Raw genomic sequence first — 19,829 nt, 5'->3', positions numbered from 1 at the left:
CAGAATACCCCGTGTAGCGGTTTTATCGCTGAGAACCCGATGACAGCAGCTCGCTGTCGAGTCGGGTGTAGCTCGTCTCCATACCGTCGACCATGCCCGTCGAGAGGATCATCTCGCGGGTCTCGGTGTCGGGGTACGTGATGAGCAGCGACACGAGCGTGCCACCCTCGACCGGAATCAGGGTGAGCTCGTTGGTGGTGACGGGGCTCTGAGCCGCCTCTGGGTCCTCGGGAGTGAACATCGCCTCGGTCGTGACCGAGCGGCGAGGCGGCTCAATCTCGAGCACCGTTCCCGTGAAGCCGAACCGCTGCCCCCCGTCGTCCGAGGCCCACTCGGTGCGGTGGCGTTCGCCGACGGCTGTCGCGACCTCGCAGACGGGCATCGACCAGCCGTCGGGGCCGAGCTGCCAGCGGCGCAGCAGGTCAGGGTCGTGATGGGCACGCCATACCTGCTCGACGGTACCCCTGACGATGCGACTCGTGCGCGCCTGCGCGTCCCCAATGCGCTGCAGCTCGGTCCCGGCGCCGACCGCGAAGGCCGCGAGGTCCTCCACCACCGCGTCGATCTGGCCCATCGCGAGCCGCATGCCCTCTTCCATACCCATTGCGCGGAGCTGCTCGAGCTCGTCAAGCGAGTTGAAGTAGGTGGTCGTCGTGAGCCGCGAGCCGAGCGCGGTCTCTGCGAAGTCGAACGTCATGCGCATGTCTGGCATCTCAGCGTTCGGCGTCCCGTCTTCGCGCGCGAAGCCGTCGCGAACTTCGAACGAGCTGCCCTCGTCGACCGCGACCCACTTCCAGTAGCCGGCGCTCACCTCGCCCTCGGGCCCCGTCATCCGGTAGTTGCTGACGCCGCCCGGGAAGCCGTCGTGGCGAGTGAACGTTGCCGGGAAGGTCGGCGGGCCCCAGAAGCGCTCGATCTGTCGGGGGTCGAGGTACGCGTCCCAGAGTCGGCGCACGGAGACCGTAAAGTCGGCGACGACGGTGAGTGTGAGTGCCTCGGTGTCTTGGGTAACGGCGGTGATTGGCATGGTGTGGTCCTCTCAAACGAGATCGGAAAGGGGCTGTCCGTCGTCTTCGGCGAGCAGGGCATCGAGTCGGTCGATACGGCCGCGCCAGAGCATCTCGAAGTGCCCGAGCAGCTCCCCGGCGCGGCGAATGGTTTCGGGGTTCGCACTCACGATGCGCTCCCTCCCGCGCGGGATCTTCACGACGAGGTCGGCGGCCTCGAGCACCGCGACGTGCTTCTGCACGGCCGCGAATGACATCTCGTAGTCGCCAGCGAGGTCCGAGACCGACAGGTCGCTCGCCAGCGTGCGGCGCACGATATCGCGCCGCGTCGCATCGGCGAGGGCCCGGAAGACCCGGTCCACCGCTTCGTCTGAGAAATCCTTTACTACAACCATTTGGTTGCATATTACGCCGATTCTCGACGAGCGCAAGGGGCGCACATGATTTTCTCGGGGGCTACCCCCGGAGGCCGCAGGGCACCCAGCAACCCGACTCAGGGCCGGGTCACGGACTACGCCGCGTCGACCGTGTCGTCTGCGACCTCACCACGACGCTTGCGACGCCAGCTCGCGAACGCGCGCCATGCCTCGATAAGGATCGGGATGCCGGGGATCAGCACCAGCACGATGATGAAGACCTCGCTGTACTCACGCACGAACGAGATCTGGCCCAGGAAGTAGCCGAGCAGCGTCACGCCGACGGCCCAGAGCAGCGCCCCGATGGCGTTGTAGACCATGAAGTGCTTGCGGGTCATGTTGCCGACGCCGGCAGCCGCGGGCACGAAACCGCGGATGATCGGAAGGAACCGGGCGATGATGATCGCCTTCGGCCCGTGCTTCTCGAAGAACTCGTGCGTGCGCTGCACGTTCTCGGGGTTGAAGAAGCGGCTCTTGGGCCGGTTGAAAATCGCGGGCCCGAGCTTGCGCCCGAGCGTAAAACCGAGCTGGTCGCCAGCGAACGCAAACACGAACAGCAGGATGCAGGTGATCCAGATCGGCACGTCAATAATGCCCGTCGCGCTGAACAGGCCGACGGTGAAGAGCAGCGAGTCGCCGGGCAGGAAGGCGAGCACGAGCACGCCGGTCTCGAGGAAGACGAACGCGCAGGCGAGCACGAGGGCGATCCAGCCGCCGGCTTTGAGCAGGTATTCGGGGTCGAGCCATTCGATGCCGAAGAGCGCCGGGGTCAGGGCGAGGAGCGAATTCACGTCTTTAAGCTACCAGCCCTTGCCTGCCGTAAACTCGGAATCACATGGATTGTGGGCGCCCGCCCGCTCGTTTCTCTCGAAGTGAGGCCCGATGCCCGCCACCATCATTCACAGCGCGACCCTCGTCACCGATGGCGCAACCACAGCAGAGGGCTGGGTGCACTTCGAGGGCGGTGTCGTGCGGTCCGTGGGATCCGGCACGTCGTGGCGCGATGCGGCGGCGGCCCCAGACTGCGAGGTCGTCGACGCGTCGGGCGCGATCCTCTCCCCCGGATTCATCGACATCCACGTGCACGGTGGAGGCGGCGCCGCGAACGAGGATGGCGCCGAGGCGATCCACCGCGTGCTCGCCACGCACCGCGAGCACGGCACCACGCGCGCCGTACTCTCGCTCGTCACCGGGCGCCCCACTGACCAGCTCGGCCACCTGGCGACGATCGCCGAGCTCACCGCAACGACCCCCGGGGTGCTCGGCAGCCACCTTGAGGGCCCGTTCCTCGCCGACAGCCACCGCGGCGCGCACGACCCTGAGATGCTGCGCTCCCCTGAGCCAGCTGAGACCGCCGCGATGCTCGAGGCGGCCGCGGGTACGCTCCGCCAGATCACACTCGCACCCGAGCTGCCCGGCGCTGGCGCAGCGGTTCGCGCCTTCGTCGAGGCCGGCGTGGCCGTCGCCGTCGGACACACGAGCGCGACCTACGAGCAGGCGGCAGCCGCGTTCGACGCGGGCGCGAGCATCCTCACGCACACGTTCAACGCGATGCCGGGCCTGCACCACCGCGCCCCCGGCCCGATCGCGGCCGCGTTTGAGGCCCCGCACGTGACGCTCGAGGTCATCAACGACGGCGTGCACGTTCACCCGGCGCTCGTTGAACTCGTGTTCCGGCAGGCTCCCGGGCGCGTGGCGCTCATCACCGACGCGATGGTCGCCGCGTGCGCGCACGACGGCGACTACATGCTCGGCTCCCTCCCCGTGCGCGTCGACGCGGGCGTCGCGCGCCTCGTCGCCGATGGCGCCATCGCGGGTTCCACCCTGACGCTCGACGCCGCGCTCAGGCAGGCAGTGCACGCGTGCGGCGTGGAGCTCTCGGAGGCGCTTCGCGCGCTCACCGCGACCCCGGCTCGTGCGATCGGCAGGGGGCACGACCTCGGCTCGCTACGCCCCGGAGCCCTCGCCGACGCCGTACTGCTCGACGACGCGTTGCACGTGAAACGCGTGTGGGTCGAGGGCGTCACCGCGTAGCGTCGGCCTTCACCAGTCGCTTCCGACCTCGTCCACCCCGGCCATCCACTGTGGCGCGTCGGCGGGGCAGAGGTGCTTCGTGCCGATCGCCGTGAGAATCATGAATCCGGTGACCCCCTCCGCTGGGCGCTCGGCCGGGTCTTCGCCGAGTATCTCCGCGAGGAGCGGGCTCGTGGCGGCGTAGAACCGCACCGTGAAGTCATCGATGTCGTGCCCACTCAAGATTGAGGTCTCGCACGCGTTCAGGGCGAGAGCCATGACGAGGTGCTCCATATCCTGATCCCAGTTGTCTTCCCCGTGGCTCGCGAGCAGCGAACGCGCCTCCTCGACGAAGGCACGCTGGGCCGGCGTTACCGCCGGGATGTTCGGCGCGCTCAGGTCGACCTGCTGATCCCTGAAGAACGCCTCGCGCTCGTCGAACACGTTTGTCCAGTCAGGCCCGGCGCTGTCGTCAAGCTCATCGCCCCCGAAGTCCCCAAAGCACTCAGGCGCCTCAGGCACCTCGACCACCTCTGGCGCATGGGCCGGCCCGTCGAACGGAGCGCCCGCCGCGGTAAGCCCTCCAGCCACTCCCAGCAGCTGAACGCCCGGCAGCGCCGAGGCGACGCCGAACACGGTGAGCGCATTGATCGCGAGCGCCGCTACGACACCCCCGGTGATTGCAAGGGTCGCGGCGTTGGGCCCGCGGCGGGGCGGCGCTGCGTGCGCCGGGAGCCGGGGGACGCGCTCCAGGGGGAGTTGATGATCACTCATACCCACAGAGCGTAACTCACAACCAATATTTCGCCGACATATGAGCGGTAGTTACGGCGCTTTCGGTGCGCGTTTCTTTTTCGGCGGCGCAAACAGGAACCACGCGACCGCTCCCGAACCCCCGACGAACCAGGCGGCCCACCACGGGAACCCCAGCTGCACGCCGTCGCCGCCGAGTGTCTCGTTGCGGGGTGCTTCGGAGTCGGGCAGCCGCACCGCGTGCACCATGAAGCGGTGACTGTTCACGCCAATGGGCGTGCAGGTGAACAACGTCACCCAGTCTTCGCCCTCACGAATCTCAAGCGAGCCTGTCTCGTTTGGTAGTACAGTCTCGGTCTTCTCGACGCGATAGTGGTGGTCTTCGCCGAGCACACTGATCCGGAACGTGTCGCCGACCTTGGCCTGAGGCAACTTCGTGAAGAGCTTGGAGTGTGGCAGGCCAGAGTGCGCGGTGAGCACCGACCGGGTTGACGGGCCACCGATCGGCAGCGAGGTGCCGTACATGTGCCCGGCGCCCTTCGAAATCACGCTGTCAGAGGTGCCGTGGTAGGCGGGCAGAGCGATGTCGAGTCTCGGGTAGTTGATCGTGCCAATCGCGTCTGTGCCGCTCACCCGCAGCATCTCCTCGTATGCCACGTACAGGTCGCTGCGCATCGCCTCATCTTCGTTCACCGAAATATATGGGTCGGTGAGCGGGCCTGGCTCGAGCTTGTCGTTGTAGGCGTACGCCGCGTCGAGGATGCGCTGGCGCTCGGCGGGGTCCGTGCCCTCGACCTGCTTCACGTAGCCCGAGATCTCGGCGTTGTGCCCGATGCGGGCGACCCAGGAGGCGGCGTCGGGGTAGACGAGCAGGCCGATCGCCACCATCGCGACGGCCTGCAGCACGATGTTCAGGGTGAGCTGACCCCTCGTGCGGCGCTTCCGCCGGGGCGCGGTGGGCGCCGCGCCCTCCTCCGCAGCTGGCTCCACGGACACCGAAGCAGGATCGCTCATCGCTAGTTCTCCCGCGGCTCGCGGCGCCTGCGGGCGACCACGACTATGCCGACGGCGAGCAGCACGCCGCCGAGGAGCGCCGCCGCCGCAACCTTCCCGCCGGTCTCTGAGAGGCCGGGGACGGGCGGGATCACGGGCGAGGCCTTCCACACGACAGCGCGCAGCGTCTCGGGCTCAGTCGCAGACTCAACGGAGCCGCGCAGGATGACGTCTTCGCCAGTCCACCCCGCGGGGTACGAGACAGGCTTCGCGAAGTAGTCGCGGAAGAGCTTGCTGCCCGGCTCGCGGTCGAGACCGTTGGCGAAGCCCGAGTAGCGCAGGCACGGAACCGTGATGAGGCCATCTGCCGAGGTGCGGAGGTCGGCGCCACCCTCGATAGTGACCGGACGTTTCGAGGCGCGCGCGTCGGCCTCGCTCGTGTAGAGCCGGAAGTCGGCACCCTTGATGAGGTTGTTCGGGTGCCCCTTCTCGTGCACGAGGATGCGGAGCGGGCCAAACTTTGTTGTCGCGGTGTCGGTCACGACGCCCGCGTTCCCCGCGTAGAGCCGCACCTCGTTCGTGTACTCGCCCGGCGCGCTCACCGAGCTCGTGAACGAGATAAGCACGCCGGCTGAGGGGTTCACGAGGAGTTTCGCGATCCCAGCCTCGGTGAACGAGGTCTCGAGCGCCGTGCGCCCGTCGACTGTCGTTTCGGTGACCGTGTAGTCGTCGCCCGGGGTGAGGTCAGGCTGCCCGGAGATCTTCACGACGGTATCTTCCGGGGTGCCGCTGAGCTTCACGCCGTCGGCGAGCACATGCTGCACGCGGTAGCTCGCAAGACTCTTCACGGCGGGGATGGCGTTTACCGCCGCCCACACAACGGGGTCGCCGCACGTCACAGCGTCTGCGTCGCGCACGCCAAGCTTCGTCATTACCGACGCCGTCTTCGGGTACACGTGCACCGTCGAGAGCCACTCCCCCGACTTGGTCGGGTGCGGCAGCGGCAGCACGACGAGGAACGGGACGGAGCGGATCGAGCCCGCGGGCGCGGCCGTCTCGGTGACGAGGTAGAGCCCCGTCTTCAGCCCGCTGAATACCACGCTGTTATCGGCCGCGGCTACGCCCTCGGCAGCGACGGGCTCATTCGCAACAAGCGGCGCCGCGTCGGCGGGGGTCATGTCGACGGCGCGGTTCCAATCGACGGTGCGCTCGAGCTTCAGCCCGGGCACTCGCTTGACCTCAAAGGTGTGGCCGGCGACGCCGGTTTCCCCACCCGGCGCGGGCGGCAGGCCCGTCCCCGGCTGGTCTGAGGGTTCGGGTTCGACGCCCGGGTGCACCACGAGCGTCTTCGGGCCCTCCGGCAGCACAAGATCCACCGCGTGCGCGGGTGTCGCGATCCCAATTCCCAAAACGAGCGAGAGGGTCGCGAGCAGAGCGGCCGCGGCGCCGCCCCGGGGGGCGCGGCCAGCGCCATTCGTGCGCGTTGCCGTCATGACATCCTCTTCTCGTCGGTATCGGTGTTGATCGTAGCGCCAGATCGTGCTCCGGACGCCGCTCGGCGGCGGGGCGCGAAGAGCAGATAGGCGACAGCGCCCGATCCGCCCACAAACGCGAGCGCCCACCAGGGGAACCCGGCGGTGAGGCCGTCCCCCGCCACCGCCATGTCGCCCGCGCCCTCAGGAGCGGGAACGCGCACGCCGTGCACAAGGAAGCGGTGGCTGTTCACCCCGATTGGGGTGCAAGTAAAGAGCGTGACCCTGTCCTCGCCGGGAACGACGTCGAGGGAATCGGTCACGAAGGGTTCAACGGTCTCGAGACCGTCAACCTCGTAGTAGCGTGACTCGCCAAGCACGCGAATCTCGAAGACATCGCCGACCTTCGCCTGCGGCAACTTCGTGAAGAGGGCCGCGTGAACGAGCCCGGAGTGCGAGGTGAGCACGGAGTGCGTCGACTCGCCGCCGACGGGCAGCGAAGAGCCGTACAGGTGCCCGACGCCGCGAGAGATCGCCTCATCGCCGGCGCCGTGATAGAGCGGGAGCCCGATGTTCAGGCGGGGGTACACGACCTCGCCGATCACTCCGCTGTCGCTCGCGCGCAGCACGTTCTCGTACGCGCGGTACGCGGCCTCGTCGGCCGCCTCCGCGACGGGGTCGCCGTCGGCGGAATAGGGATCCACGAGGGCGCCATCGGGCAGGTTTGCGTTGTAGTCGCGCGCGGCGGCGAGGCCATCAGCGCGCTGCTCCTCGCTCAGTCCCTCGACGGTGCGCACATAGCCGGATCGCTCGGCGTTGTGCGAGAGCGTCGCGAACCAGTCGGCTGCGGCCGGGTACACCAGCGCGCCGATCCCGATCATCGCGACAACCTGGAGCACGACAGGCACTGCGAGCCCCCGGCGCCCCGGGCGCTGGCGGTTCCGTGGGGGCCGGGAGGTGCCCGGCGTATCAAGCACGAGTGCGTGAGCCATCGGACACCTCCTTTCCCATCTACCTATCGTCTTCCTGCGAGGGGAAGGGGTTACTCCGCAGCGTGCTGACGACGGCGTGCGACGATGAGCACGACGGCGAGCAGCGCGATGCCTGCAACGGTGAGCATGATCGTGCCGGTGCCACCGGTGAGGGGAAGCACGAAGCCACCGCGGTCGTACTGGTTCACGATCGTCTGGGTCGTCTGCGTTGCAGACTCCTTGGTGACCTCGAACTTCACGGGCTCAGCGAGCAGCTGGTGATCCTTCAGCGCCTTCGTCTCGACAAGCCAGTAGGCCTGGTAGCCAGCCTGGCCCTCAGCGACGGGCTTGCCGTTGGCGAAGTTGCTGTAGCGCAGGCCGGTGATGTCAACGCGGCCGTCGGCGTTGGTCGTCCACACGCCGTCCGTGTGGGAGCCTGCTGCCGGCTTCAGAGCCTTTGCAAGCGCGTCCTTATCGCCGTTTACTGCGGCGCGTGCATCGTCAGCCGACGCGAACACCATGAACTCAGCGCCAGCGAGGTTCGCCGTCTTATCCTTCGGCGCGCCCTCGCTCTTCTTGATGAGTGCGTAGTTGCCGTACTTGACCTCGGTGCCAGGGATCTCCTTGGGAGTGGTCTGAGCCTTCGAGGAGAAGAAGTGCGCGACGTTCTTGATCTCGCCGGGCTGCGTCACCACGGTGTCGAGGGTCAGTACAACGTCGGCCGTCTTCGCCGCAGCAACCTTCGCGAGGCCCTTTGCGGTGAAGTCGATCGTCACGGTGCTCTTGCCACCAGCCGCAGCAACGGTGACGGTGTAGTCCTCGCCAAATGCGAGCCCTGCGGGTGCGGTCGCCTTCACGCCTGAGCCGTCAGCTGCGGTCTTGAGGAACGCGTCGTCGAGCACGTCGATGATCTGCAGCTTGTCGGCAGCGGTGTACTCACCGGTCGCGTTGTCGCGCGGGCTCGGGTTGTCGACGGTGATCGTCCAGGTAACGGTGTCGCCGACCTTGAGGTCTGCGGCGTTCTCGACGGTCTTCGAGCCCGCGACGGTGTGGTTCTTCGGGTACACGTAGATCGTGTCGAGCCACTTGTTGAGGTCAGTCGGGTGAGTCAGCGGAGCGGCGACGAGGAAGTCACCCGCGGCGACAACGCCCGCGGGGGTGTTCGTCTCGCGAACGAGCCAAAGGCCCGCGTCAAGCGCCTGCGCGCCTTCCCAGCGAACGACGCCCGCAGCGTCAGTCACGCCGCTACGGTCTGCGGTCTTCGAGGCCACAGCGGTCTTCGCAGCCGCGAGGGTCGTGCCAGCGATCTCCTGCTGGCCCTCGTTGCTCATTGGGTTCTTTGTGAGCGGAACCTTGTACGCCTCGAACGTGACGCCCTCGATCGGCTTCGCGCTCAGGCCGGTCTGCTCGAGACCGGTCGCCGCGGCGCCGTTGTCGGCGGGCTGCTCGAGCTTTGTGATGACGAGGCCCGAGGTCTCGGGCATGGTGTCAACCGGCGCGGCCTGAGCGGCTGCGGCGCCGCCGAATGCGAGCGCGACAGCCGTCACGAGCGCACCGGCGCTTGCGAGGAGGCCTCGCTTCTTGGTGTTCAACATTGTTTCCCCTTCTCGAAAACGATGGTGTTGATAGTGCTGGGGGTGATTACTCCGCCCCCGAGTTCGGAGTGTCTGTGTGGGAGCGGTTAGGCTCCGTGCCGCCCGATGGGAGCGGAGGGGTTCGTGCCGCGGCGGCGCCACCAGAGGGCTCCGGCGAGTGCGACGATGAGCACCGCGGCTCCACCGCCCAGCACCATTGGCAGCCACTGCCCGCCGGTCAGCGGGAGCGGAACCGGTGCCGGGTCTTTCACGAGCATGAGGTAGCCGGTCGGGTTCACGCAGGCGGTGGGCCGCTCGGCAATCGTGCCGCCCGGCTCAAACTCGCCACCCGGCTTCTGCTGACCTGGGTTGCACCGGTCAAGGTACTTCCCGCTGCCATTGCCGACATCGAGCTGCCCGCGGCCCTGCATCGCGGGCCCGCCGAGCGAAGTTCCGTCTTCCTCAGGCCAGATCTTGAACGGCACCGGCTGCGCAAGCTTCTGCACGCCGGGAACGGGACGCGTCTTCTCTGCGGTCACGTCGGTCTGCGCGTTCGGCGCCTTCGTCTCGACGAGCCAGTAGTCGCCGGCGTTCAGGTTCTCAGAGCGCCACCGGCCCTTCTGCCCGCCGTCGGAGATTTCGTAGAGCGTGCCGCACACCGGCAGCTGATCGGCTTCGTCGGGGTGCGCGTTATTCCAGTCCAGAATCTTCTTCGCGGTTGCGGAGTTCTCGGTGCTGAAGTCCCAGCGGCTCTTGTCACCAGCATTTGCCGGCGAGATCCACTCGCCCCGCCACCCCTGCTCGGGGTCGTAGTCCGTGCGGCAGAGCTGCACCGACGGGTACGACGTCGCCTTGCCCGTCGCCTTGTCGTTGTCGCGCACCTCGAACTCGTGGCCGATCATGTTCCAGAGGCCCGTCGGATCCGGATCCCACGCCTTGTCGTCGGCGAGTGCCTGGACGCCGGCCCCGCCGGCATCCTTACGGATCGTGAAGTAGTTCTGGCTGAGCTCGTGCTGCACGCGGCACTGCTCAGGGAAGTTCACGTCGACTGGCTGCGCGCTATTCGGCGCGAACGCCGTGTTCGGCACGTTCTTGCCGGTCACACAGGCGTTCGGCGCGAAGTCCTTCGCTGTCGCGCCAGAGCCAGACTTCGCCATGCCGGTGGCGTAGTTCACGAACTTCCAGCCGGTGGTCGGAGTGTTCCCCTGGCCTTCCCAGGTGCTTGCAGCGGGAATGCCGACCGGGGATTCCGCGGCCTGCACCGCGAACCACATCTCGGCGCGCACTGCTTCCTTGGGCAGGTCAAGTGGCGCGCCCGAGGTCACGATCCACCGCATGTCTGCGGGTGCACCGCTCGGGGCAACGTTCACCTGTGTCGGCGCAGCCACGTCGCGAACGGCTCGGAGCACCTCCTTGCTGCCGGTGTTCGGCTGGCCGTTCAGATCGATCGTGCGGCCTTCGCTATTGAAGAGGTACACGCCCTTGGCCTGAGCGCCCCCCGGCACTGCAGCCTCGGGCGCCCAACCAGCGGACTTGAAGACGTGGGTAAGGTCGTCCTGCAGCACCAGGCCATTGAGCGCGGTCTCGGCATTCGTCTTCGTCGCGGTCACCTTGTAATGGACGTTGCCGCCCTTGTGCAGGCGCGCAGTGTCAGCGGGGAGCGAATCCTTCGCGACGGTCCAGGAGTCGATCGGATGCTCGACGCAGAGGCCTGGCGAACAGGTCTTCGGCGGCGCGTCCGAGGTACCGCGGGCAAGCTTGTTCCTCAGGAAGAAGCCCTCCGGGGCCATCTCGGTCTGGCGCTGATCTGCGTTGTCGCTGTTCTCGCGAACCTTCACCGCAACGGTGACAGTTCCCTTCCCGCCTGCAGCGATGGAGCCCCCGAGCGTCAACCACCGGTTCGTCGCGTCCCAGTCGACAGTGACCCCACCCTTGATCGTAAAAATAGGGGTCTTCGTCTCAGTACCGTCCGCCCGAACAAAATAGGCGTCATCGAGAACGTCGGCCATGAAGTCGCGGTAGCTCACGGCGACGGCAGACGCGCCCTGGCTATTGTCGAACGTCAGCGTGTACTGCACGATAGTGCCCGCGTCGACAGGCGTTCCCGACGCAACATTCGCGGTCTTGCTGACCTGCATCAGCGAGTTTCTGAACGTGCAGGTAATCTCTTTTCCTGCCGCATCGGCCGGCATCGTGAAGCTGCCGGTTGTAGATTTCGCGCTCCACAGCACCTTAGATCCGAGTGCGCACTCCCAACTAGAGGAGTAGTTCGCAAGCTTGGTGGAGCTGCTGCCGGGCTTCTCTTGAATGGTGAGAGTCGATCCAATGGCGACAGGAACAGGCTCGATCGCGTCTGCCTGCAACCCGTCGCTTGAGCCGGTGGTCGTCGCGCTGCCAAGCAGGCTGTTTCCGGTCTTCAATTCGAGCGTGAACTGATCTGACGCGAACGCACGACCGTCGGGCAGTTCCTTCTGCACCTTTACGGTCGGAGGGAAACTGCAAGACGCGAGGTCGGTAGTGCTCCAGGAGTCATTCCCCTGGGGAAAACGGAACTCACCTGGCGCTTCGCCCGTCAGGGGGAGGTCGAGATAGCCAAGCCCAGCCGAGCCTCCTACAAAGAGCCGACCGGCTGCGTCATAGGCAATGCCGTTCACTCCCGAGAACGGGCTGACAGTGTTCTGCGCGAAGACAGTTGAGGCCTTCACGAGCTCAGTGCCTCGCCCGTTGGCAAGGTCGGCGGCCTTCGCGCTGAACACAGCGAGGCCTCTACCGTTGCTCACTCCACGGATGAGGAAGAGGTTGCCCTCGTTATCGAAGGCGAAGTCTCCGTTGCCGTTGTCGATGTAGCTCCTCTCAAGCGCTCTGATGTTGAGCTGCCCGCGCAGCTCCATTTTGGTGCCATTTTTTGGGAGTGCCCAGAGTTGGAAGTTGCCTTTAGTGGAATTTCCTTCTTTGACAAATCCGCCGACCCAGTAGGTTCCCTCATTGTCGAGCGCACCGCCGATGAGCTGCAGGTTTTTCAGCACAGTCAGGTTCGAGAGCGAGATCTGGATCTTGCGATCGACCCAGTTCTGTTTGGCGGTGTCGTACTGATAGACGGACGCGGGCATGGTTTTGCGCTCGTACGCAAACACGGCTTCACCCTTGAGGCCGACCGCCAAGCCGTTGAACGACTGACCGTTCACCGTGAGTGCGGGGGATCCAATGTCCTTAACAACGGCCGTCTCGTTGTCGACATTGGCGTCGACCCGCTTCAGCTGGCCCTCCTGCGAGATCGAGTAGAACGTACCGGCGACGCACTCGAGCGCCGACTTCCCAAGCTTTAGGGAACCGAAATCGTACGAGTCAGATCCCCACGGATTCTGAGCGGGGACGTGCGGCCAGTTGAAGGTGCTGCTACCGGGAATCTCGATCCATTTGCTGCTGTCCCAGGAGGTTCCTGCCGGATGCTGGCTCGGCTGCACGCGGAAGCGCTGGTTGTAGATCGTACTCGTCAGCATGGTGGTACGGTTGCCGACCACAGTGCGGTCAACCGCGAAGTAGCCGGCTCGGGGGTCTTGGTCCATCGAGTTTGGCCCGCAGGTACCGACACAGTCAGCCACCTCGTATGAGGTCGGCCATGCTGCATCGTAGAAGCCACCCCGGGTTGCCGGCCCCTGCAGGGTTGCCGTCGCGCCCTTAACGGGCGCGCCATTGGCATCAGTAATCGACCACTTCAGGGTTGGGCCCGTCGGGGCAGCGAGCGGCGCCGCCTGCGCGCGCGGCTGAGCGGGCTGAGCGGGCTGAGCAGCCTCGGGCTCAGCAACGTTCGTGTCTTCGTCGGGCGTCGGCGTCGTCGCCCCGCCCTCCGTCTGTTCTGTCGTCTCATCCGGAGCGGCTGGCGCCGTCTCTTCCTGAGCGTCGCTCGGCTGCTCGGCAGCGTTCGTTTCCGGCGTCGCCAGAGTCCGCTCGACGGCCTGCGCCGAAGCGATTCCGGTATCCGCGAGCGGCATGACGATTCCGACGAGCGCGCTCAATAAGAGCGCGCCCGTCGCAATCCCCCTATTGCGAGGCTTCCCCAACCTTATTTCCCCCAATTTCTTTGCGCGCACGTGTGTGCGACGCCACCCTCGTGGTCTTCCCCAAGACCGACGTTGGTGAGAGATGGCTAACGCGAGGAGCGATCCTCAGCGTCAGCGCAGTGTTGGCGCACGATCCGGAACAAATTTGGTACAAAAAAACAGTTCCGTGGCACCGACCTTCAGCATAGGGTGGTCTAGGACTGTGCGCACTAGCTCGTGAGACACCTTCCCCCTGATCTTCCCCCTCCCGGATTCACCTACCCCGGCGCCTACCCCCAGCCGGTTGACCGACACGAAAGGCCATATGCTGCGCACACATGACGCCTCGGGTTCAGCCGCGCAGACGCCCAGGCCCATCGTCGATGGCGCCCGCATTGCGCTGCCGAGCCGGTGTCACCTTCTCCAGCGACTCGTCGAAGAGACCGCGGGCTCAACGGGCTCTCAGCGGCTCACGCTCGTGTGCGCCCCCACTGGCTACGGGAAGACCGCAACGATCGCCGATTGGATCGGGGACGAGACCGACGGCACTCACCCCGTGCGTTGGGTGCACTGCTCAAAGCGCGAGCCGGAGTCCATGTGGGAAGAACTCGCTGCCGCACTCGCCCAGTTCTCCGAGCACACCCCCCGAGAGGGGGCTGACACGGTCGCAACAGTGATGCGTCACGCCCGTGCGCTCACGGCCGCGGTTACCCTCGTCGTCGATGACTACCAACACTCCACCACGGCCGATACCGATATGGCGCTCGCCGAGTTGTCGGCAGAGTCCTCGCGCCTCACCCTCATCGTGATCGGTCGCAGTGTCACGCTGCTCGACGGCCCGCTCGTGAGCGCAACGACACGTGTCCGGCTCATCGGCGCCGCCGACCTCAGCCTGACGCCCATCGAGATCAGCGAGCTCACAGAGTCGCTGCGCATTCCCGCAAGCGCCAACCTCACCTCGGCGCTCGAGCGCACGGAGGGCTGGCCGCTCGCGATTCGCGCTGCCCTGAACCTCGGCGCTGACGGTTTCTACACCGATACCGACGATGGTCGTGTGTGGGCCGGCGGGCCCGCTTCGGCGACCTTCGACCCGCTCTCGAACCTCAACGCCTTCGCGATGGCCTCCCTCGAGATCATGACGGAGGAGGCGCGCCAGGTCGTCCTCGCCGCCGCGCAGATCGACTCGCTCAGCGCGACCCAGATTCGCTCGCTCGTTGGCGGCGAGAACTCTACGACAGTCGAGACGATCCGGTTTCTCACCGAACACGGCTTCATCGTCGAGGCCCCCGGTGCCGGCGTTCCTGAGTTCCGCTGCCACGGCGCCGTGCGCGCGGCATTCGCCGAGTACGCTGTCGGCGCGATCGACAGCGACCAGCGCAAGCGACTGTATTCCGATCGCGCGCGTGAGATCGCAGGGACCGCACCGTTCACCGCGTTCCGGCTCTTCTGCGCCGCCGAGGATTTCGCCGCCGCCGAGATTACGCTCGCGGGGAACTTTACGACGATCACTGACGAGGGTGACGGCGCGATGCGAGCGCTCCGGGCGCTCCCCGAGGACGTCCTGATCACCCATCCGACGCTCACGGCCGCGCTCCTGTTCCTCGAGAACCCGCGCACGGGGGTCGCGCCCTCGCGACTACGCTTCCTGCTGCGCGTGTGGCAGCTCGGCCTCCAGCGGCGGCTTCCCGCAGGAGCTTCGACACCGCCCGGCCCGATTCACCTGCAACTCCTCTGCGAAGCGATGGTGCTCAACCGTGTGCTCGGCAACCTCGAGGACGCCGAGGCATACATGCACCACATCGAGGGCAGGCTCGCACCCGACCACGTGCCCGCGCTCCCCATTCCGAGCGGATCCGACGAAGAGACCCGCGCGGTGCTCACGGGCAACGGATCCCTCTCCGTGTTCTATCGCGAGGTCGCGGCGACCGCGCTCTCCGTCGGCGATTTCGGGCGCGCGCGCCGCAACCTGAAGCGCCTGAGGCGCCGGTCTGAGCGCAAGATCGCGACGCCGTGGCACGGCTTTCCGCACGCGTCCACCCGCTCGGTCACGGATCAGGAGTCGGGCGCGAACTGGCGCCTCGCCGCGATCTCCGAGCTCGCGTTCACCGACACGATCGACGGTCACATCCGGCGGGCGGGCGAGCTCGTGCACGAGTTCGACGAGCTCGTGGCGACGACGACCGCCGCCGCGCCCGGGATTTCGTGGGTTGGGATCGAGATCGCGCGAGCCCACCTTGCCCAGGAGAACGGCGACCCCGCGGGCCTCAGGCTGGCGGTCGACAGGCTCGCGCCGATCGGGGATCGGCTGGAGCCCTGGCCGCTCCTCTTAATCGCTGAGGCCGCCGCGATGCGGGCCACCCGCGGCATCGAGCTCGCGCTCGCCCACCTCGTGGCGGGCCTCGGGGATTCGGAGGCACGTGCGCCGATCCCCCGGGCCTGGTGCAAGTATGTGGTCACGTTCGAGGCCATCCTCAACAGCTCGATCGGCAACCTTGCCCGCGCCGAACACCTGCTCTCGGACGAGCGGATGGGCGACGAGCCCGTGTTCAAGCTCGAACGGGCGCGGCTCGCGCTCTTCTCGGGCAACGACGTCGAGGCCCTGCTGCTCGCGCAGGCGGTCGGCGACCCCGGCGCGACGAAGCGGCAGCGTGTGGATCGCCGAGTGCTCACCGCGGTCGCGGCTTGGGGCTGCGGGCGGCCTACCGAGGCTGTCAACGCGCTGGGCTCTGCCGTCACGCTGATCGACAAGTACTTCTTGCCTGCGCTGCTCATGAGCGTGCCGTATGAGCAGCTCCGGGAAGTCGCCGTCGCCGCGCGCGAGGCCGGCGTCTGCGACATCGTCGATGCGCTCGACGCGATTCCTGAAAAGGCGCGCGCACACAGGTACGAGCAGCTCACGGAGATGGAGCTGCGAACGCTCGCAGCGATCAGCGAGCACCGCAACGCCAATCAGGCTGCCGCGAGCCTGTTTATCACTGCGGGCACCGTCAAGAAACACCTCGCATCGGTGTACCGCAAGCTCGGCGTCCGCGACCGCGACGCCGCGATCCTCCGCGCTGGCCGGATGGGCCTGCTCGACGGGGTCGACGAACAGGCCCACTAACTCCGGCCGACGGCGGGCCTAAGCCGACTGGCGCTCCGCCATCTCGACCACGTTCTTGAGCAGCAGGGCGCGGGTCATGGGCCCGACGCCACCGGGGTTCGGTGATACCCAGGCGGCGACCTCTGCGACAGCAGGATCCACATCGCCAACAACGCGGCTCTTGCCGGTCTCGGGATCGACCTTGCGCGAGACACCGACGTCGAGCACGATCGCGCCGGGCTTGACGTCTTCCGCACGCACGATACCCTCAACGCCCGCGGCCGCTACGATCACGTCGGCCTGGCGCAGCTCGGCGCCAAGATCCACCGTGCCCGTGTGCGTGAGCACGACGGTCGCGTTGTACTCACGACGAGTGAGCAGCGGGCCGATCGGGCGGCCGACGGTGACGCCGCGGCCGACAACGACGACACGCTTGCCAGCCCACGAGAGACCGTTGCGCTCGACGAGCTCGATCACGCCTCGCGGCGTGCACGGCAGCGGCGAGGAGATCTCGGTGTTCGCGTTCAAGACGAGCTTTCCGAGGTTCGTCGGGTGCAGGCCGTCTGCGTCTTTGTTCGGGTCGATGCGCTCAAGGATCCGGTCAGTATCGATGTGCTTCGGCAGTGGAAGCTGCACGATGTAGCCGGTGCAGCTGTCGTCGGAGTTGAGCTCGTCGAGCACCGCCTCGAGGTCCTCCTGCGACACGGTCTCGGGGAGCTCGCGCTTGATCGACGCGATCCCGACCTCGGCGCAGTCGCGGTGCTTGCCCGCGACGTACCACTGCGAACCGGGATCCTCGCCGACGAGGACGGTCGCGAGCCCCGGAACGACGCCGCGCGTCGCGAGAGCCGCGACCCGCTCGGTGAGCTCCTGCTTGATTGCGGCTGCTGCCGCGGTACCGTCAAGTTTCTGAGCGGACATGTGTTCTCCTCAAAGTTTGTGGGGCCCGGAAATTGGGCCACAATGCCGCCGGGGCGCGGAGGAAGTCCCCTCACGCGCCCCGGTCGGCATCAGTATTGGTGACTTACCAGTTCTCGAGGCCCGGGTAGAGCGGGAACGCGTCAGCGAGCTTGGTCACGCGCGCGCGGAGCTCATCGATGTCAGCCGACTGGGTCAGCGTCGCGGCGATGATGTCGGAAACCTCGGCGAACTCGGTGTCGCCGAAGCCGCGGGTTGCGAGCGCGGGGGTGCCAATGCGCAGGCCACTCGTGACCATCGGCGGGCGCGGGTCGAACGGAACCGAGTTGCGGTTCACGGTGATGCCGACCTCGTGCAGCGCGTCCTCAGCCTGCTGGCCGTCGAGCTTCGAGTTGCGCAGGTCAGCGAGCACGAGGTGCACGTCGGTGCCGCCCGTGAGCACGTCAACGCCGGCGGCCTTCGCCGCGTCGCTCGTGAGCGCCTCAGCGAGCAGCTTCGCGCCCGAGAGGGTGCGCACCTGGCGGTCCTTGAACTCATCGGTCGCGGCAAGCTTGAACGCGGTCGCCTTCGCCGCGATCACGTGCATGAGCGGGCCACCCTGCTGGCCGGGGAACACGTTCGAGTTCAGCTTCTTGTAGAGCTCAAGGTCGTTCGTGAGGATGAAGCCCGAGCGGGGGCCGCCGATGGTCTTGTGCACGGTCGACGACACAACGTGCGCGTGCGGAACCGGATTCGGGTAGAGGCCAGCTGCGACGAGGCCGGCGAAGTGCGCCATGTCGACCCAGAGCGTTGCGCCAACCTCGTCGGCGATCTCGCGGAATGCAGCGAAGTCGAGCGTGCGCGGGTACGCCGACCAGCCGGCGATGATGACCTTCGGCTTGTGCTCGAGCGCCTTCTCGCGAACAACGTCCATGTCGACAAGGAACGTCTCGGGGTTCACGCCGTACGAGACGACGTTGTAGAGTTTGCCCGAGAAGTTCAGCTTCATGCCGTGCGTGAGGTGGCCACCGTGCGCGAGCTCGAGACCGAGGATCGTGTCGCCCGGCTCAGCGATCGCCGAGAGCACGGCAGCGTTCGCCTGCGCGCCGGAGTGGGGCTGCACGTTTGCGTACGCAGCGCCGAACAGGCTCTTCGCGCGGTCACGCGCGAGGTTCTCGGCGACGTCAACAAACTCGCAGCCACCGTAGTAGCGGCGGCCGGGGTAGCCCTCGGCGTACTTGTTGGTGAGCACGGAACCCTGCGACTCGAGCACTGCGCGGGGAACGAAGTTCTCGCTCGCGATCATCTCGAGGGTCGAGCGCTGGCGACCGAGCTCGTTCTTCAGGACCTCTGCGATCTCGGGGTCAACGACCTCAAGTGGCTCGTTAAAGAAAGCTGACTGGTTGGACACGATGAGTCTCCCTTGTGTGATGTTTCCAGGATGTGTGGCCCAGGCGAGCGGCCGTTCAAAGGTGTCGCTCCCCGATGGTTTCCATCTGCACGCCAGTCACGACGCTGCAATCCTATCAGCGCGCGGGTGGCCAAAGTCGAGGCCGTTTCGGGCCGTCGCTGGCTGGCAGCCGGGCGCACGCACGGAGCTGACTAGAATAAGTCGGATGAACACAATCGTCGCCGATGCACAGAGCCAACAGTGGGTACTGACACTTTCATGCATTGACGGTCCGGGTATCGTGCACGCGATCAGCGGCGCCATCGTCGCCGCGGGCGGAAACATCGCTGAGAGCCAGCAGTTCGCCTCGGCCGACACCGGTCGATTCTTCATGCGTCTGCAAGTTGAGGCCGTCGCACAGCCCGAGACGTTCGGCGACCGGTTCAGGGCATCGCTCGCGCCCGTCACCGAGCGCTACAACATGCACTGGCGCCTCGACCAGGTCGGTCGCCCCGTTCGCACCCTGCTGCTCGGCTCGACCGCCACGCACTGCGTCAACGATCTGCTGTACCGCAAGCGCGCGGGCCAGCTGCCCATCGAGGTGCCGCTCGTTCTCTCCAATCACGAGACGATGCGCGACATCGCCGAGTTCTACGGCGTCAACTTCGAGTACCAGCCGGTCACCGGCGCAGAGGAGAAGGCCGCGTTCGAGGCTCGCGTGCTTGAGGCCGTCGAGCAGCACGACATCGAGCTCGTTGTGCTCGCCCGTTACATGCAGATCCTCTCCCCCGAGCTCTGCGAGGCGCTCGCGGGCCGCGCGATCAACATCCACCACTCCTTCCTCCCCGGGTTCAAGGGTGCAAACCCCTACAAGCAAGCTCACCAGCGCGGCGTGAAGCTCATCGGCGCGACCGCCCACTTCGTCACGACGGACCTCGACGAGGGCCCGATCATTGAACAAGACACGACCCGCGTCGACCACTCGTACTCGCCGCGCGAGCTCATGCAGCTCGGACAAGACATCGAGTCGCGCGTGCTGCGCCACGCCGTGGGCTGGTTCGCCGAGAACCGGGTGCTGCAGGACGGCGACCGCACGATCGTTTTCAGGTAGTCAGCACCCAATCCGCTTGCGGGCCGCTGCGTTCTCCACAAGGGATCGCAGCGGCCCGTTTTCGTGAGTTATCCACGGATTTGCCGGAATCCTGTTCTTCCCCGGCCCCT

The 19,829-nt window shown here is 66.6% G+C and carries 14 protein-coding genes and 1 riboswitch; of the genes, 3 read left to right on the top strand and 11 right to left on the bottom strand.

Going from position 1 to position 19,829, the window contains the following annotated elements; genetic code table 11:
- Positions 1-22: 22 nt before the first annotated feature.
- The 3 genes from FB468_RS12560 to FB468_RS12550 all read right to left on the bottom strand — a co-directional run bounded on the left by FB468_RS12560 (position 23) and on the right by FB468_RS12550 (position 2,214).
- Positions 23-1,027: an SRPBCC family protein gene (locus FB468_RS12560; protein ID WP_141887649.1), complete on the bottom strand. Its 1,005-nt coding sequence runs from the start codon at positions 1,025-1,027 to the stop codon at positions 23-25.
- Between the two features lie 12 nt (positions 1,028-1,039).
- On the bottom strand, positions 1,040-1,402 hold the full coding sequence (locus tag FB468_RS12555; protein ID WP_141887648.1) for an ArsR/SmtB family transcription factor: 363 nt from the start codon (positions 1,400-1,402) through the stop codon (positions 1,040-1,042).
- 116 nt (positions 1,403-1,518) lie between these two features.
- Positions 1,519-2,214 (bottom strand): VTT domain-containing protein, encoded by a 696-nt coding sequence (locus FB468_RS12550; protein ID WP_141887647.1) that lies wholly within the window; start codon positions 2,212-2,214, stop codon positions 1,519-1,521.
- A 91-nt stretch (positions 2,215-2,305) separates the two neighbouring features.
- Here FB468_RS12550 and nagA point away from each other — a divergent pair, with 91 nt between their 5' ends.
- On the top strand, positions 2,306-3,457 hold the full coding sequence (gene nagA, locus FB468_RS12545; protein ID WP_141887646.1) for an N-acetylglucosamine-6-phosphate deacetylase: 1,152 nt from the start codon (positions 2,306-2,308) through the stop codon (positions 3,455-3,457).
- Between the two features lie 9 nt (positions 3,458-3,466).
- Here nagA and FB468_RS12540 read toward each other — a convergent pair whose 3' ends face one another.
- The 6 genes from FB468_RS12540 to FB468_RS12515 all read right to left on the bottom strand — a co-directional run bounded on the left by FB468_RS12540 (position 3,467) and on the right by FB468_RS12515 (position 13,215).
- Positions 3,467-4,210, bottom strand: coding sequence for a hypothetical protein (locus FB468_RS12540; protein ID WP_141887645.1), 744 nt, complete (start codon positions 4,208-4,210; stop codon positions 3,467-3,469).
- A 51-nt stretch (positions 4,211-4,261) separates the two neighbouring features.
- Complete coding sequence (locus FB468_RS12535) at positions 4,262-5,203, bottom strand: class C sortase (RefSeq protein WP_246055873.1); 942 nt, start codon at positions 5,201-5,203, stop codon at positions 4,262-4,264.
- Between the two features lie 2 nt (positions 5,204-5,205).
- The gene (locus tag FB468_RS12530; RefSeq protein ID WP_141887644.1) at positions 5,206-6,675 is read right to left on the bottom strand and encodes a SpaH/EbpB family LPXTG-anchored major pilin; all 1,470 of its coding nucleotides are present in this window, start codon (positions 6,673-6,675) and stop codon (positions 5,206-5,208) included.
- Positions 6,672-7,646, bottom strand: a complete 975-nt coding sequence (locus FB468_RS12525; RefSeq protein WP_246055872.1) for a class C sortase — start codon at positions 7,644-7,646, stop codon at positions 6,672-6,674. The genes FB468_RS12530 and FB468_RS12525 overlap by 4 nt, the downstream gene beginning before the upstream one ends.
- 50 nt (positions 7,647-7,696) lie before the next feature.
- Entirely contained in the window at positions 7,697-9,220 is a 1,524-nt protein-coding gene (locus FB468_RS12520) for a SpaH/EbpB family LPXTG-anchored major pilin (RefSeq protein ID WP_141887643.1), read from the bottom strand.
- Positions 9,221-9,306: 86 nt separating this feature from the next.
- Positions 9,307-13,215, bottom strand: a complete 3,909-nt coding sequence (locus tag FB468_RS12515; protein WP_170219724.1) for an isopeptide-forming domain-containing fimbrial protein — start codon at positions 13,213-13,215, stop codon at positions 9,307-9,309.
- Between the two features lie 349 nt (positions 13,216-13,564).
- Between FB468_RS12515 and FB468_RS12510 the strand changes: the two genes are divergently transcribed.
- Positions 13,565-16,342 carry a helix-turn-helix transcriptional regulator gene (locus FB468_RS12510; protein WP_141887641.1) on the top strand — a complete coding sequence of 926 codons (2,778 nt, stop codon included), beginning with the start codon at positions 13,565-13,567 and terminating at the stop codon, positions 16,340-16,342.
- 18 nt (positions 16,343-16,360) lie between these two features.
- Here FB468_RS12510 and FB468_RS12505 read toward each other — a convergent pair whose 3' ends face one another.
- Both FB468_RS12505 and glyA read right to left on the bottom strand, forming a co-directional pair.
- Positions 16,361-17,242, bottom strand: a complete 882-nt coding sequence (locus FB468_RS12505; protein ID WP_141887640.1) for a bifunctional methylenetetrahydrofolate dehydrogenase/methenyltetrahydrofolate cyclohydrolase — start codon at positions 17,240-17,242, stop codon at positions 16,361-16,363.
- 103 nt (positions 17,243-17,345) lie between these two features.
- A complete protein-coding gene (gene glyA, locus FB468_RS12500; protein ID WP_141887639.1) occupies positions 17,346-18,629 on the bottom strand; it encodes a serine hydroxymethyltransferase in 1,284 nt (427 codons plus the stop codon).
- 30 nt (positions 18,630-18,659) lie between these two features.
- A riboswitch (ZMP/ZTP riboswitch) is annotated at positions 18,660-18,739 on the bottom strand.
- Positions 18,740-18,834: 95 nt separating this feature from the next.
- Here glyA and purU point away from each other — a divergent pair.
- Positions 18,835-19,719, top strand: a complete 885-nt coding sequence (gene purU, locus FB468_RS12495) for a formyltetrahydrofolate deformylase (protein ID WP_141887638.1) — start codon at positions 18,835-18,837, stop codon at positions 19,717-19,719.
- Positions 19,720-19,829 lie beyond the last annotated feature (110 nt).

The sequence above is a fragment of the Leucobacter komagatae genome (assembly GCF_006716085.1).
GTDB classification, from domain to species: domain Bacteria; phylum Actinomycetota; class Actinomycetes; order Actinomycetales; family Microbacteriaceae; genus Leucobacter; species Leucobacter komagatae.
Note: the sequence above shows the minus strand (reverse complement) of the source record. Positions and strands in the feature narration are given on the sequence as shown.

What these genes read in the sequence shown, in the direction of transcription:
- FB468_RS12560 (WP_141887649.1), bottom strand. Translation starts at nt 1,027, where the DNA reads ATGCCAATCACCGCCGTTACCCAAGACACCGAGGCACTCACACTCACC.
- FB468_RS12555 (WP_141887648.1), bottom strand. Translation starts at nt 1,402, where the DNA reads ATGGTTGTAGTAAAGGATTTCTCAGACGAAGCGGTGGACCGGGTCTTC.
- nagA (WP_141887646.1), top strand. Translation starts at nt 2,306, where the DNA reads ATGCCCGCCACCATCATTCACAGCGCGACCCTCGTCACCGATGGCGCA.
- FB468_RS12540 (WP_141887645.1), bottom strand. Translation starts at nt 4,210, where the DNA reads ATGAGTGATCATCAACTCCCCCTGGAGCGCGTCCCCCGGCTCCCGGCG.
- FB468_RS12535 (WP_246055873.1), bottom strand. Translation starts at nt 5,203, where the DNA reads ATGAGCGATCCTGCTTCGGTGTCCGTGGAGCCAGCTGCGGAGGAGGGC.
- FB468_RS12530 (WP_141887644.1), bottom strand. Translation starts at nt 6,675, where the DNA reads ATGACGGCAACGCGCACGAATGGCGCTGGCCGCGCCCCCCGGGGCGGC.
- FB468_RS12525 (WP_246055872.1), bottom strand. Translation starts at nt 7,646, where the DNA reads ATGGCTCACGCACTCGTGCTTGATACGCCGGGCACCTCCCGGCCCCCA.
- FB468_RS12520 (WP_141887643.1), bottom strand. Translation starts at nt 9,220, where the DNA reads ATGTTGAACACCAAGAAGCGAGGCCTCCTCGCAAGCGCCGGTGCGCTC.
- FB468_RS12510 (WP_141887641.1), top strand. Translation starts at nt 13,565, where the DNA reads ATGCTGCGCACACATGACGCCTCGGGTTCAGCCGCGCAGACGCCCAGG.
- FB468_RS12505 (WP_141887640.1), bottom strand. Translation starts at nt 17,242, where the DNA reads ATGTCCGCTCAGAAACTTGACGGTACCGCGGCAGCAGCCGCAATCAAG.
- purU (WP_141887638.1), top strand. Translation starts at nt 18,835, where the DNA reads ATGAACACAATCGTCGCCGATGCACAGAGCCAACAGTGGGTACTGACA.